Origin of the sequence: Thermoleptolyngbya oregonensis NK1-22, from assembly GCF_032705245.1 — a bacterium.
GTDB classification, from domain to species: domain Bacteria; phylum Cyanobacteriota; class Cyanobacteriia; order Elainellales; family Elainellaceae; genus Thermoleptolyngbya; species Thermoleptolyngbya sichuanensis.
Map to the genome: position 1 here is coordinate 1603004 of NZ_CP053540.1, position 15891 is coordinate 1618894.

The following is a 15891-nucleotide window of genomic DNA, read 5'->3' on the forward strand; positions in this document are numbered from 1 at the left end:
AACTCACCCACCCGAAACACTACGTTTTTCCTTCTTCGTTCTTCCTTCTTCCTTCTTCCCAACGCAAATCGCCCAGCAGAAACACTACCGGGCGATCGCACCTCATTTGTCTAAGCCGTGAAATTTGTCTAAGCCGTGAAAAAGAAATTAGAACCTAGTAGGTCTCAACGTGCCAGCGTTCCTTAATTGAGCGCTGATAGTCCTTCCAGGTCACGCCTTCCTTCGCCGCAGCCTCGGACATCGCTGCATCAATGCCGTCCTCCATGCCCTTCAGACCGCAGATGTAGACATGGGTCTTCTCATCCTTGACCAATGCCCAGATTTCATCCGCATGTTCTGCCACCCGATCCTGGATATACATCCGGCCGCCTTTTGCGTTCTGCTGCTCACGGCTGATGGCGTAGGTCAGGCGGAAGTTTTCAGGATACTTGGCCTGAATCTCCTCCAGTTCTTCCTTATAAAGGATGTTCGGCGTCACCGGAATGCCGAAGATCAGCCAAGCAAACCCGCTGAACTGGTAGTCCGGGTTTGCTGCCCGCTCGTTGTCCTTGAACATCCGCCAAAGGAACGCCCGGAACGGCGCAATGCCTGTACCTGTCGCCATCATGATGATTTTGGCATCAGGGTCGTCCGGCAGCAGCATTTCCTTGCCGACGGGGCCGGTGATCTTCACATCCGCACCCGGCTCTAGGTTGCACAGATAAGTGGAGCAAACGCCGTAAACCGTTTCACCCGTTTCGGGATGCTTGTATTCCAACTGGCGGACGCACAGCGATACAGTCTTGTCGTCCATGTTGTCGCCGTGGCGGGTTGAAGCAATGGAATATAGACGAAGCTTGTGGGGCTTGCCTTTGTCATCTGTGCCTTCGGGGATAATGCCGATGCTCTGACCTTCTAAATAGTGCAAGTCGCCACCCGACAGATCAAACGTAATGTGATTCACCGTGCCAATACCGCCCTCGCGCACTAGCTTCTCGTTCGAGAGGCACTTGCCGATAAACGGGGCATTGGGGCGGTAAATGTTAACCGGAATCGTAGACTTTTCTTTTTCTTTAGCCTGGGTCATGGGTTTCTTCCCTTCCGCTTCAGGAGTTGGCGACTCGGCCACAGCAGCAGGGGTCGCTGCGGCGGGAGGGGCTTCAGGGGCAGGAGCGGCCTTGCCGTTGGTTTCGCCATCAATAGTCAGGGGACGAATGCTAACAATCTTGCCCCCCAAGCGGGTAATCCGCTGCATTTCCTGATTCATGCGAGAGTAGGGCACGGTGATAAACACGCTGCCGCTCCGACGAATAGGAAAGTCTTGTCTATCGGTTTCTTGATTTTGGCGTAGACCTTCGACCTCATAGAGGAAAAGGCGACTCCCGGATGGTGAGTTGGCAGCGCCACCTGCTGCGCTAGGGTTATACATCGTTATGTCAATGCTCTCTGAACCAACAATGGATGAGGAACGTTGAGCGCGAGCGCGGATGAGCGTTGACGAGCTGGCGGTTGCTTCCAGGCTTGTCAATTCCGGCATCTGCGAACCCGCATCCCAGGCGATTCCCAGTTTGCTATATAGCGTAGCATTGCAGGGGTTGCCTCGCTCACTGAAGCCCCAGACAGGAATAGACCCTGTCCGATCTGCTCTAACCATAGACGAGCCGCCCAGATGCAGATTGTTAAAGCCGTTTCAATTTCACAGCAATTTCATATTCCCAGGTGTCCCCATTCCCCTTAGCATAGAGATTAGGAACTTGGGCATAACCCGCTTACCTTGTAGGTTGCGGGGGTTCTCTGGTAAGATTTCTAGTATCGCTAGTAGTAAATACTTAGTTGGCGACTAGTTAGCGCTTGAGAGCCGGGTATCCAACTGGATGTTTCACCGGTCTGGTGTGCCATCAGTATTCAGCGGGCGCATGGTGCCAGCGGTCTTGCTAGCAGCGTAATGTGCTTGAACAGGCGACGTGTCTGAGAAGTCATGTGCAGTCATTCTACAGGTGTTACTTAAACTCAGAACCTATGGCGCTTGTTAGGCGGACAGGTGCTTTTAGCGTTTTGGGTATTGCCTGGAGTGATCGAGCCGGACTTGTGGGCAGGTGAGAGTCGTGGGCAGTTAAGAGGACAGTTAAGAGGACAGTTGTTTTAGAGGAAAGCTATGACCAATAAGCCAGACCGTGTAGTTTTAATTGGCGTTGCCGGTGACTCTGGGTGCGGCAAATCCACCTTTTTGCGCCGCTTGGCAGATCTTTTCGGCGAACACATGATGACCGTTATCTGCTTAGACGACTATCACAGTCTGGATCGTAAGCAGCGCAAAGAATTGGGCGTGACGGCGCTGAACCCCAAGGCGAATAACTTCGACTTGATGTACGAGCAGATTAAGGCTCTGAAGGAAGGCAAGTCGATTGAGAAGCCGATTTATAACCACGAAACGGGGATGATTGACCCGCCGGAGACGGTTCATCCCAACCATATTGTGGTGATTGAGGGGCTGCACCCGATGTATGACGAGCGAGTGCGATCGCTCCTCGATTTCAGCGTCTATCTCGACATCGACGACGAAGTAAAAATTGCCTGGAAAATCCAGCGAGACATGGCAGAGCGTGGCCATACCTACGAAGACGTGCTGGCTGCCATCAACTCGCGCCGTCCCGACTTTGAAGCCTACATTGACCCACAAAAGCAGTACGCGGATGTGGTCATTCAAATCCTGCCGACCAAGCTCATCCCCAACGACACAGAGCGTAAGGTGCTGCGGGTTCGTATGGTTCAAAAAGAAGGTGTGGAAGGGTTTGAGCCTGCCTACCTGTTTGACGAGGGTTCCACCATTGACTGGATTCCCTGTGGTCGCAAGCTGACCTGCTCCTATCCGGGAATTCGCCTGTTCTATGGCCCCGATAGCTACTATGGAAACCCGGTGTCGGTGCTGGAGGTGGATGGCCAGTTTGATCGTCTAGATGAGGTGATCTACATTGAAAGCCACCTGAGCAATCTGTCTACCAAATACTACGGGGAACTGACTGAACTGCTGCTGAAGCACCGTGAGTATCCGGGTTCGGCAAACGGCAGTGGTCTGTTCCAGGTGTTGGTAGGGCTGAAGATGCGGGCCACCTACGAGAAGCTGACCTCGCCCGATGCAATGCTGGCGGCCAAAGCTGGCTCCAATTAGGCAGTGAGGCTCAATTTTTAGGTTTAGCGGTTGGCGTTCCTGGGCTGAGGTCTGGGGACGCTGATTTTTTGGGTAGGGCTTACGCAGTTGGACAATTTCTCGCGGGCTGCGCCCGCGAGAAATTATCCAAAATTCAAAGAGCTTATCGCAAGTGCGTAAGTCCTGTTGGGTTTAATTTGGGATTTGGGAGGGCGGGATGAGGCTATCAGAAACACTGTGGCAGGAAAACCAGAATTTGGCGATCGCCTGTTTGAACCATCCTTTTGTGCAGGGTATTGGCGATGGCTCTCTAGACAAGGCAAAATTTAGCTATTACGTTGGGCAGGATGCCTTTTTTCTAGAAGCCTTTGCCCGCGCCTACAGCATTGCCGCCGCCAAAGCCCCTGACTGGCAGGGATTTCAGGTATTTCACAATCTGGCGGGCGGTGTGCTGCATGAGTTAAACTTACACGAAGGCTACGCAATACAGTGGGGGGTAGATTTGCGGTCGGTACAGCCGGGAGTCGCCACGCGACGCTATACCGACTTTTTGCTGGCCACGGCCTGGAGCCAAACGGTCGGAGTTACAGCCGTGGCCATGCTGCCCTGCATGAAGCTCTACGCATTTTTGGGGCAGGCATTAGCAGCGTCGGGCATTCCTGCCCATGCCTACGCCGACTGGATTCGCACCTACAGTAGTGCCGAGTTTGAGCCGCTGACGGAACAGCTTGCCGACTTGTCGGAGCAATATGCCACGCTTACGCCGCTCGTGCAGACCACCTACCGTTATGCGATGCAGTGTGAGCTAGACTTCTTTGAATCAGCTTGGGCAGACCACTAGGCTTGCTGAGATTAGGAACGTCAAAGTCTATGGAAATTGTTTTAACAAGGGCAGTTTGGGGCATCTTAAAATTCTAGGTAGGTTTAAGTTATGCCCAAGTTATGACTGTTGACGGAGTGGCAGCAAGGGACTGCGTTGGGTTACGGGTAGTTTAGGGGTCAGTCGTCCTGAATCTGGTCACTGCATCTGTTAACGCATCTGTCGGTAAGCGTCATCCGGTTAACTGTATGCTGTCCCAACCCTCTGATGATTTCCCCCACGTTGACTTGTCGGACAATGAGGTATGTCGGGATAAGTCGCTACTGCCCCAGCCGCTCATCTCTCAGGCTGGTGGGCTGAGATCGCGCGATCGCCCTGACCTAGAAGACGAAACGACCGCATTATCCTACCTCCGCGCCTTCTTTGAGGAGGCGATGGACGCAATGGCGATCGCCGACGACAGCGGCCACTACATTGATGCCAATCCCGCTGCCTGTGAGTTATTTGGTGTTTCTTTAGACGATTTGCTCGGTCGCTGCGTTGCCGATTTTTCCCAAGTTGAGTTTGATTTTCCAAGCGCCTGGCAGCAGTTTCTACAAAAGGGGCGGGAGCGGGGAGAATTTATCCTGGTGCGTCCCGATGGCACGGTGCGTGAGGTGGAATACGCCGCCACCGCCCACTTTGTGCCCCATCGACATTTATCGGTGCTGCGGGATATGACCGAGCGTCGCCAGCTAGAGCGCCAGGTGCAAGCCCTAAACCAAGATCTAGAGCAACAGGTTCAGCAGCGCACGGCAGACTTGCTGGCAGCCAACGCCATGCTGCAAGCTGCCAATCAACAACTGCAAGCCGAGATCCGACAGCGAGAGCGGGCTGAAATTGCGCTGGATTGTGCTGAAGACGGCATGTGGGACTGGCATATTCCAACTGGAACGTTGTGGCTGTCTGGCGCGTGGAAGCGGATGCTGGGCTACGATGACAGAACAGACGAAATTGGGGATCGCTTGCAGGAATGGAGTCGTCGGCTCCATCCTGACGATCGAAATCGGGTTCTGTGGGAAACGGAAATTCACCTGGCTGGGCGCACGCCCCTATTCCGCAGCGAATATCGGTTGCGGGCTAGAGATGGAACTTGGCGATGGATTCTTGACCGGGGCAAGGTGGTGGAGCGCGATGCAACGGGTGCGCCATTGCGGATGATCGGCACCCATGTAGACATTACCGAGCGCAAGCACTTAGAGGAATCCCTCCGAGAGAGCCAGCAGAAGTATCAAACCCTGTTTGAAATCTTGCCTGTGGGGGTATCGATTACCGATGCAGCGGGCAGGGTGATTGAGGTGAACCCAGCTTCTGAGAAAATTTTGGGGATTTCGGCTAGAGAACATACGCGACGGACTTGTGATGGGACGACATGGAATGTCCTTCACGCCGACGGTAGCCCAATGCCGCCGGAGGAGTATGCTTCGGTCAAAGCGTTGCGAGAAGGACAAACCATCTTGGGGCAAGAGCAGGGAGTTCGGCGGCCGGATGGATCGATGTGTTGGGTGAATGTCAGCGCTGCGCCGATTCCGCTGGAGCATTATGGAGTGGCGATCGCCTACGTCGATATCAGCGATCGCAAAGCTGCCGAACTTGCCCTCCGACAAAGCGAACTGCGGCTTCAGGAAATTTCCAACTCGTCCCCTGCCAATATCTACATTTTGGTGCTGCGACAAGATGGCTCCTTGTATATAGAACACATGAGCCGGGCAATTGAAGAGATTCTTGAGTATTCCGTGGCTGAGGTGATTGCAAACCCCAACTTGCTCGTCGAATGCATTCACCCCGATGACCGAGCGACGTATGAAGCCGCTGTGCAGCGTAGTCTTGTTGGGCTAGAACCGTTTTATTGCGAGTGGCGCGTTATGACTCCTTCGGGTCAGGTGAAATGGCTGAAGGGTAGTTCTCGCCCCAAGCAGCGCGACAATGGGGACATCGCCTGGTATGGCGTGGTGCTGGATATTAGCGATCTGAAAGCCGCCGAAACTGCCCTCCAGCGCCAAGCTTATCAAGAGCGAATGCTCGGTGAGGTGGTGCGGGCGATTCGCAGTTCCCTCGACTTGAACACGATTTTCACAATTTCTGCTGCCCATATTGCTGAGTTTTTGCAGGCAGAAGTGGCGATCGTGCAATATCTGCCCGCAGAACGCTGCTGGCGACCTCTGGTGGTTCACAATCAGCTACCCAATACCCCCGACAAGCTGGCGTTTGACGTTCCGGATACGGATAATCCCTTTGCGGAACAGCTCAAGCGGTTGCAGATAGTGCAGATTGACAACACGACAACAATTCAAGATCCGATAAACCGACGGCTAGCAGAGGTGTTTCCGGGAGCATGGCTGCTAGTGCCGATTAGTGCAAACGCCAAAGTTTGGGGCAGTTTGACCCTGTCTAGGGCGGGTTCTGAGGTGGCTTGGCAAGCTGAGGAAAGGGAACTGGCAAAGCGTGTTGCTGATCAGTTGGCGATCGCCATTCAGCAATCTAGCTTGCATCAGCAGGTTCAGCAATGGGCCGCCACGCTAGAACAGCAGGTGCGGGAGCGCACCGCCGAACTCCAGCAAGCACTGGAGTTTGAAGCAGCACTCAAGCGCATTACAGACAAAGTGCGCGATAGCCTGGACGAGCGCAAAATCCTGCAAGCCGTGGTTCAAGAACTGGGGCAAACGCTGCGGGTGCTGTGCTGCGACACAGCCCTTTATGATTTAGAGCATCGCACGTCTACCATCTATTGCGAATATGCAGCGGCAGATCAGTCGGCGGCCGGCCTGGTTCTCCCGATGGAGGATCATCCCCAACTCTACACGCAGCTTTTGCAGGGTGTGGGTCAGCAGTTTTGCCACCGCTGCCTCGAGGTTCAAGTCAGTCGGCAATTGATGCATGATTCAGCGATCCTCACACAGCCGATTCGAGATGATCAGGGCAGTTTAGGCGATATCTGGCTGCTGCGACCGCGCGAGCAGTGGTTTAGCGAACCCGAAATTCGGCTAGTACAGCAGGTGGCTAATCAGTGCGCGATCGCCCTCCGCCAGTCTCGGCTCTACCAAGCTGCCCAAGCCCAGGTGACAGAGCTACAGCGACTGAATCGACTCAAAGATGATTTTCTCAGCACCGTTTCCCACGAACTCCGCACGCCCATGGCCAGCATCAAGCTAGCCACCGACTTGCTCGAAGTTCACCTCCGGCAATCAGGGCTGTTGCCGGAGCCGGGCCAGTCCGCCCCCACGCTATTGTCCCAATATTTTCAGATTCTCAAGGACGAAGGCCAGCGCGAAATCAGCCTAATTAATGATTTGCTCGATCTGACCCGCCTTGATGCAGACGCAGAACCACTGATCCTCAGCACGCTCACTCTGCAAGATTGGCTGCCCCATGTGCTGGAGCCGTTTTGGGAGCGGGCCCAGCGCCAACAGCAGCGGCTAACCCTGTCCATAGCGCCCGATTTGCCGCCGATTGTCACCGATGCGTCGCTGTTTCAGCGGGTGCTGCGCGAACTGCTGACCAATGCCTGCAAATATACCCCCACAGGGGAGGGGATTGAGGTTTCAGCCACAGCCACGGCGACGCTCCTGAACCTGTGCGTGGCGAACACGGGGGTAGACGTGCCCGCGACCGAGTGCGATCGAATTTTTGAGCGGTTCTACCGCATTCCTGACCTCGATCCCTGGAAACACGGCGGCACGGGGCTGGGGCTGGCGCTGGTCAAAAAACGGGTGGAATATCTAGGCGGCATGATCTGGGCCGAATGTGGGACTCGGCGGCTTAGCCTGAGGATTCAACTGCCCCTAGAGCGATCGCCCCAATGCCAAAACCCCCAAGCCCTGCGCGAAAACTTCCAGGACTGATGCACTGAAGACGCTCTCTCGCGTTTAGATTTCAGGTTAAGCTTTCGGGCTTAGCTTTCGGGGGCTTCGTCCTCGGCATCTGGGTCTTCCGCTTCACCCGAGGGCGGCACCAGCGCCACATCGGCGATCGCATCGTCCTCATCCAATCGCTGCACACGCACCCCCGTCGCCGCCCGCGACTGACAGGAAATCGCATTTACCGCCTGGCGGATGATAATGCCACGGCTCGTCACCAAAATCATTTCATCATCTTCGTTTACCACGCGCAGCGCCGCCAGTTCATCGCCCGCCTTGCGGAAGCGAATCGCCCGCAGCCCCATGCCAGCCCGCTTTTGCAGCCGGAACTGATTCACCGGAACGCGCTTGCCCAGCCCACCTGTGGTAATGACCAGCACCCACGGGCCTTGCGCCGTGCTGCACTCCTCTTCAGGAATTTCGGCATCGCTATCGGTGTCGTCGCCCTCGGCAATGGTTTGCACCACTTGGCTGGGTAAGATATCCATGCTCATCAGCTCATCGCCCTCGCGCAGGCTCATGGCCCGCACGCCGCGGGTTGGGCGACCCAGGGGACGCAGTTGCTCATGATCCGTGCGGAAATGGATTGTCATGCCCTTGCGGGAGCCGATGATAATGCTGTCGTCTGCGGTGGTCAGTCGTACCCAGCGCAGCTGGTCACCGTCTTCCAGAGAGATCGCAATCAGCCCGTTGGTGCGGATGTTGCCGAAGGCCGAAAGCTGCGTCTTTTTAATAAAGCCCTTCTGGGTCAACATCACCAGATAAAGATCATCGGTGAATTCGGTCACCGCAACGACCGAGGTAATCTTCTCCTCCACAGGAATCGGCAGCAGTTGCACGATGGGCACACCGCGAGACGTGCGGGACCCCGTGGGCACCTGATAGGCTCGCAGACAATAGGCCACGCCGCGATCGCTAAAAAATAAGATATTGTCGTGGTCGTTGCAGGTCAGGAAGTGATCAATGCCATCATCTTCCTTCATGCGAGTGCCGGACTTGCCCCGCGTTGCCCGGTTTTGCGCCTCAAAAGTGCTGACGGGCATCCGCTTGATGTAGCCCTGCTCCGTGACGAGAATGATGGCCTGTTCGTTGGCGATTAGGTCAATATCGCCCAATTCGCCATCGAGGGGTTCGATTACTGTGCGACGCGGGGTGGCGTGGGCCGCTTTTAGCTCCACTGCTTCGTCCCGAATAATCTGCAAAATGCGCTCCCGGTTGGCCAGGATGTCTTGCAGGTCGGCAATTTTGACTTGCAGTTCATCATGTTCTGCCTGAATTTTGCCCGCCTCTAGCGCGGTGAGGCGGCGCAGTTGCATTTGCAGAATCGCGTCGGCCTGCGCTTCTGACAAGCTGTAGCGCTCCATCAGCTCTTGCTTGGCAGTAGGCGTGTCCGCTGCGCCCCGAATTAGCGCGATAATCTCATCCAGATTCGCCAGGGCAATCAGATAGCCCTGCAAAATGTGATCGCGTTCCTCTGCTTTTCGCAGTTCATAGCGCGTGCGGCGCGTAATCGTTTCAATGCGAAAATCGAGGAACACTTGGAGGGATTCTTTTAATCCCAAAAGCTGCGGTTCGCCGTTCACCAGAGCGAGGGTGTTGACTCCAAAATTGGCTTGCAGCGGCGTTTGTTTGTAGAGGTTATTGAGGACGACGCGGGGATAGGCATCGCGGCGCAGTTCAATCACGATTCGCATTCCGTCGCGATCGCTCTCATCGCGGATATCAGCAATACCTTCCAGCCTGCGCTCGTTCACCATTTCGGCGATTTTCTCAATCAGCGCGGCCTTGTTGGTTTGGTAGGGCAATTCGGTAATGATGATGGCTTCGCGATCCGGTGCGCCGCGCCGCTCGATGGTTTCAATGGTGGCCACGCCGCGCATGGTGATGGAGCCGCGCCCGGTGGCGTAGGCTTCGCGGATGCCGCTGGTGCCCAGGATGATGCCGCCTGTGGGAAAGTCGGGGCCGGGGATGATTTGCATCAGTTCGGCATCGGTCATGTCTGGGTTGGCGATTAGCGCCACCAGACCGTCTAGCAGTTCACCCAGGTTGTGGGGCGGGATGTTGGTGGCCATGCCGACCGCAATGCCGGAGGAGCCGTTGAGCAGTAGTTGGGGAATACGAGCAGGCAGCACCAGGGGTTCCTGCTGCGACCCGTCGTAGTTGGGTACAAAGTCTACGGTTTCCGACTCGATGTCTTGCAGCAGCGCGTTGGTGGTAATGGCCCGCAGACGACACTCGGTATATCGCATGGCGGCGGGCGGGTCGTTGTCCACAGAACCGAAGTTGCCGTGCCCATCAACGAGGGGCGATCGCATCGAAAAATCTTGCGCCATTCGCACCAGCGCGTCATACACTGCCGTATCGCCGTGGGGATGGTATTTACCAATCACGTCGCCTACCACGCGGGCGCATTTGCGAAAGGGGCGATCGGGCGCAAGGCCCAGTTCGTGCATGGCGTAGAGAATACGACGATGAACGGGTTTAAGACCGTCTCGCGCATCGGGAAGCGCCCGCCCTACGATCACGCTCATGGCGTATTCCAGGTATGACCGGGACATTTCCGTGCGGAGGTCTGTGGGCACGATCCGGTCTTGGGGCGACTCCGAGGAGAAGGTCATAGATTGAAATGCTCCGAAAAGGGTGAGAAGGGGACTAGAAGCCGAGCTTTACGACCTGCGTTCTGCATTACCGCTGTGGATTGCAGTTTTGTATTGCAGTTTTGTATTGCAGGCTAGATCAAGTTCTGGATTGATACCGTCAACCCGCGCCTAGAGAGATAAGCCTACATATTTCTTTGCGGGCTACATATTTCTTTATAGACACAGCATCGCTCTGCTTCCGACCGCATCAAACAGGCTGACTTGGTTCTAGATGAGGACTTGAAAAGTACCCAAAAGGCTTGAAAATCAAGCATTTCAGCATCTCAAATTATAGCACACCCCCTTGTCTTGCCGGAGCCTGAGCTGGGGCACTGGGCGATCGCCCCAAAGCCCAGTCCCTCCAACCCCTTCGCCCAATTCCCTGCGCCAGATTGCCCCACTCTGCTAGGAATCCCTCCCGGAGGGATTTGTTGCAAATCGACACTTTTTTATTTGGCATCTCCGGAGAAAATTGTGACACCACTGTAGTCACCTGTGCCAGTAGCCCAAAGCGTTCTGCATCCCCCGCAGACGCTTGCTCCGGGTAAAAGCTGTCCAATCGCAGCATAGACGATATAGGACGATATAGACGCTGCAAGATAGACGCTGCAAGCGGTTCAGCAAGTTCTCTGGGGTCGCGGCTGGCATCCAACACCTGTCATCACAAAGGGCGCAACTATGGCGATTATTCAGCTAACCGCGAAAGTTCGAGATTTTCGAGCTGATCATCCCGATTTTGAAAATAAGCGGACACCGCTAGAAACAGGACTGGTGCTGCCCATTTTAGGCGAGGATAATAAGCCCGTCTTTAACGAAGGGCGATCGCCCCGTAGTCATACCGTTACCAGCAAAAATACCTTTGACCAATGGTTTCGCAGCGTTCCGGGTGTGAACGCCGAAACTGAGATTCAGCTAGAGCTAGACAACGGCGTTGGGCAACCCGGCGGCACCTATCGCTATCACCGCGAAAGCTTTTTCCCAATCGACGATCGGCTGTTTGGCAATCTGGATAAGGAGCTTTTTCTGCTCGATCAAAACGGGATGCCCGGGAATACGCTGTCTCCCATTGGCGAACGCCTAAGAGCCAAAAAGAACCAGAATTCCAATCCCGACGATCGATTTAACCTGACCACGCCCGGAGCCTATCGCCACCCCGACGATGGCAAGTTTCATAACTACCACTTCACGCTAGAAACTTCGGCCAAGTTTACCTACCAGGGCACAGAGGAGTTTGTTTTTGAAGGCGACGATGACCTGTGGGTGTTCATTGGCAATCAGTCCATCGGCGGCAGCCGCACCGGAGCTTTGCTCGCCATTGATATCGGCGGGGTGCATGGCAAAGAGCGCCGCAAGCTCGACCTCCGCCTCAACAATCCCCAAAATCAGGCCGCCGACCCCAGCCGCCATCTGAAGCTCAACCTGCGTCAGCATTTGGGGCTGAACCTTAGCGATGCCTACGCGCCGCTGAATCTGGAGCTAACCGTCGGCGAAACCTACGAGTTTTTCTTCTTTTTTGCCGAACGCCACACCCATCGCTGCACCTTTCGGATTGAAACGTCGCTGCTGCTCAAGCCGCTGCCCCGTGTCCGGATTGAGGCGACTCAGCCCAACGCAGTAGAGCCGACTCCCTACGCAGCGGCTGTGCCCGGACAGTTTCGCATCAGCTTGGTCGATGGGGCAACGGCTCCGGCCGGCGGGCTGTGGGTGCGCTATCGGCTGAAGGAGTTGCCTGCGCCGCGCATGGCGATCGCCCATCAAGACTTTGTCTTCTCGTCGCCGGCCCTGCCGCCCAGCAGCGATCGCGTGCTGATTCCCGCCGGACAAACCAGCGTGCTGCTGACCGTCACGCCGCTGGACGACAACAACCCCGACGAGGGCCGCGAAGAGGTATGCGTGGAGCTATTGGGCTATGAAAACGGCGGCTATCAACTGGGCGATCGCACGGAAGATACTGTGTTCATTGCCAACTACGCGCCGCCCCTCGCCACCGTACAAAAGCTGCGGGATGCCGTGGAGCCGCGCCCCGGCGAAACCATGACCGAAACCCATGTCGGTTTGTTTGAAATCTCGCTGGCGGGCGACCTGCCGCTGGAAAATACGCCCGTGCGCTATCGAGTTATCGAAACACCGGGCCTGCCCGCCGCCACCCCAGGCTCGGACTATGAACCCCTCAGCGGCACGGTGATGATCAATCGCGCCACCCGCACAGCCCAAATTCGCGTCGTTGCCAGAGCCGATGTCGCGGGTAACGAAGGGGTGGAGTACGTCTCCATTGAGCTATTGCCCCAGGTCGATTACCGCCTTCCCGCTGTAGGCGCAGCCGGACGCAGTGCCATGCTGTCGATTACCGACCCTGCGTTGCCGCCGCCGCCGCCGCCCCTCGTCCGCATTTACGCCGTGCGCGAGGCGCTCGAACCCCGCCCCGGTGAAGCCCTGACCGAATCTCATGTGGGATTGTTTGAGGTCAGCCTGGAAGGGCCGATTTTGCAAGACCAGACAACGGTGCGCTATCGAGTGGTCATGCCTGCCGACGTGCGAAACGCCACGCCCGGTCAGGATTATGAACCCTTGAGCGGGGTCGTGACGGTGAACCGCGCTGCTGGCAATGCCCAGATTCGCGTCGTCGCTAGGGCCGATGTCGCGGGTGATGAAGTAAGCCCGCAGGAGCATGTGGTGCTGGAACTGGTGCCAGATGTCACCTATCGTTTGCCCGCTGTGGGTGAGCCAGGTCGCAGCGCCCGCATCCGCATTCTCGATCGCCCAGTGCCGCCGCCGCTGCCCATTGCCCGGATTCGCACCCTGCGAAATGCCAGGGAACCCTTACCCGGAGAGGCGATCGCCGAGAGACATACCGCCCTATTCGAGGTCAGCTTAGAAGACGTGGCTCTCCAGGGACAAACCACCGTGCGCTATCGCGTCATCACGCCGCCGGGTCTACATCACGCCACCTTTGGTCAGGATTATGACCTCCTGAGTGGCGTTGTGCAGATCGATCCCAGCAGCCGCAAAGCCCATATCCCCGTGTTTGCCCGTGCAGATATTCCCGGCGACGAAGCCGCTACACCAGAGCATGTCGTTCTGGAACTGCTGCCTGATGCGGCCTATCGAGTGCCCAATCCGGGTGAACCCGGACGCACGGCAGCCATTGTGATTACGGATATGCCAATCGCCACGCTCCAAGCCACCCAGCGCTGGACGAAGGAACCCAAGGATGCTCAGGCGCAGAGAACCATGCGCCCTGCGGACAAGGGCAAGTTTGTGGTCACGGTGCGCCCCAAACCGCCTGCGCCAATGTTTGTGAACTATGAGGTGAATCGCAATGCCCGCAAAGCCGCGCAGCCCCGGGACTATACCCTCGACCCGCCGCAGCGCGTCCGCATCGATCCCCAAACGGGTCAGGGCATTATCTGGGTCACTCCCCATGCTGATAACCAGGACGAGGACAACGAGCGCGTGGTGCTGCAACTGCGTCCGGGCGACGGCTACCTTCCCCATTGGGAATTACCCCAAATCACCGATGTGGTGGTGATTCAGGATACCCGCCCCCGCAACCCAGTAGACTCCAACCCTGATCCGGGCGATATTTTCTTCCCGCAGCCCACCTAGTTTGCTGATCCCCCATTCTTCAGAAACCATGCATCTTCCTTTCCCCAAAACGCTTCCTGCTCTGAAATTCAGCGGTCTGCTGCTGGCAACGATCGGACTGGTGGCCCAGCCCAAAGGGGCGATCGCCCAATCTGCGCTCCTAGAGGGCGACCCGATGGCCCAGGTTACTTCCGTCAGCGAGTTTGTTGACGTTAGCCCCGGCGACTGGGCCTACGAAGCGCTGGCTTACCTGGCGAATAGCGAACAGCAGGGCGGATTGGACTGTTTAGAGGGCTACCCAGACGGCTCTTTTCGCGGGCGACAAGCCTTAACCCGCTACGAATTTGCCGCAGGTCTGGCTTCCTGTCTGGATGCCGTCGTTGGGCGGCTGGAGAATCTTGACCCGGAAGCCCTAGCGCGAATCGAAGCCTTGCAGCGAGAATTTGCCCGCGAGCTGGCAGATTTGCGGGGTCGCGTGGATTTGCTGGAAGACCGGACAGCGGAACTGGAAGCCAACCAGTTTTCGACCACGACCCGGCTGGCAGGCGAGGGGATCTTCGACATCAACGATCTATTCGGCGATCAACTGGAGGCAGTGGGCAACACCACGGTGTTTCAATATCGCGCCCGCTTGAATTTTCAAACCAGCTTCAGCGGCGATGACTTGCTGCAAACTCGGCTGACCGCAGGCAACCGAACCCCCCGCACAGTCGTCAGCAGTTTGGGTCGTCCCAACCTGGTTCCAAACGTTGTGCCGCGTGGAACCGCAGAGGGACTGCTGATTACGGCCCTTGGGGGCGACACCAGAAACAATGTCCAGGTGGATCGATTGACCTATGGCTTTAACCTGGGTCAGCGCCTCAGTGCCTACGTCGCGGCGATTGGCGGCACGCATCAAGCCTACGTCCACAGCACCCTCAGCCCCTTCTTCAACGATGCCGATGGCGGCAATGGTTCCCTGTCGCCCTTCAGCCAATACAGCCCGATCTATCGCATCGGCGGCGGCACGGGGTTTGGGTTCAACTATCGCTTTGACGACGAGGGCACGCTGGCGCTGTCGCTCGGCTACTTGGCTGACAACGCCGCCAATCCTGGCGAAGACAGCGGCTTTTTTAACGGCGACTATGCCGCGCTGGGGCAACTCACCTTCGCCCCCAGTCAGGATTTCAACATCGGACTAACCTATGTCCACGGCTACCATACCGAAGTTGCCACGAGCGGCATTTCCACACCCAACGCCATCTTTGATCTGGGGCTGGGCAGCAGCCGGTTTTTTACAGGCACGGTTCCTGCCAACGCGCTGCACGGGGCGCTGGGCGTACCCGCCGTCACCAATTCCTATGGTCTAGAACTTTCGTGGCGCATCAGTTCCGGCATCAGCCTCAGCGCTTTTGGTGGCTATACCAACCTGACGCTGCTGGAAACCGGGCGTGGCGATATCTGGTATTACGGGCTGGGGCTGGCCTTTCCTGACCTATTTGGTGCAGGAAACCTGGGCGGCATTATGGTGGGCGTGGAACCCTACCTGACCGGGTTGCGGGGTCAATATACCCTTGCCAGTCTGGGGCTGGAGAATGATACCTCGCTGCATATCGAGGCTTTCTACCGCATTCGCGTCACGGATAATATTTCGATTACCCCCGGCGTGATTGTGGTTACGGCCCCAGAGCAAAACCGCGATTTGTTTGATGCGTTTGTCATCGGTACGCTGCGGACGACGTTTCAGTTCTAAGTAGGTGGACATAAATAAACATAAAATCAAGAACCCTGCGCCGCCCGCCGCGCGGGCGGCGCAGGGTTTGGAAACTTTATAGGGCTGCATAG

Annotated in this window: 7 protein-coding genes; 5 read left to right on the forward strand and 2 right to left on the reverse strand. The window is 56.5% G+C overall.

From position 1 onward, the window contains the following. Positions 1 to 154: 154 nt before the first annotated feature. Positions 155 to 1408: a ferredoxin--NADP reductase gene (gene petH, locus HNI00_RS06865; protein WP_316791876.1), complete on the reverse strand. Its 1254-nt coding sequence runs from the start codon at positions 1406 to 1408 to the stop codon at positions 155 to 157. A gap of 726 nt (positions 1409 to 2134) precedes the next feature. Here petH and HNI00_RS06870 point away from each other — a divergent pair. From HNI00_RS06870 to HNI00_RS06880, 3 genes are all read left to right on the forward strand, one after another. After that, positions 2135 to 3148, forward strand: coding sequence for a phosphoribulokinase (locus HNI00_RS06870; RefSeq protein ID WP_297077180.1), 1014 nt, complete (start codon positions 2135 to 2137; stop codon positions 3146 to 3148). Between the two features lie 196 nt (positions 3149 to 3344). Then, entirely contained in the window at positions 3345 to 3968 is a 624-nt protein-coding gene (locus HNI00_RS06875) for a TenA family protein (protein WP_316791880.1), read from the forward strand. Positions 3969 to 4195: 227 nt separating this feature from the next. Beyond that, entirely contained in the window at positions 4196 to 7828 is a 3633-nt protein-coding gene (locus tag HNI00_RS06880; protein ID WP_316791882.1) for a sensor histidine kinase, read from the forward strand. A gap of 50 nt (positions 7829 to 7878) precedes the next feature. Here HNI00_RS06880 and gyrA read toward each other — a convergent pair whose 3' ends face one another. Further along, positions 7879 to 10461 carry a DNA gyrase subunit A gene (gyrA, locus tag HNI00_RS06885; protein ID WP_316791884.1) on the reverse strand — a complete coding sequence of 861 codons (2583 nt, stop codon included), beginning with the start codon at positions 10459 to 10461 and terminating at the stop codon, positions 7879 to 7881. 699 nt (positions 10462 to 11160) lie between these two features. Between gyrA and HNI00_RS06890 the strand changes: the two genes are divergently transcribed. Both HNI00_RS06890 and HNI00_RS06895 read left to right on the forward strand, forming a co-directional pair. Beyond that, the gene (locus HNI00_RS06890) at positions 11161 to 14088 is read left to right on the forward strand and encodes a fibro-slime domain-containing protein (protein WP_316791886.1); all 2928 of its coding nucleotides are present in this window, start codon (positions 11161 to 11163) and stop codon (positions 14086 to 14088) included. A 28-nt stretch (positions 14089 to 14116) separates the two neighbouring features. Next, entirely contained in the window at positions 14117 to 15799 is a 1683-nt protein-coding gene (locus tag HNI00_RS06895) for an iron uptake porin (RefSeq protein WP_316791887.1), read from the forward strand. Positions 15800 to 15891: the final 92 nt, after the last annotated feature.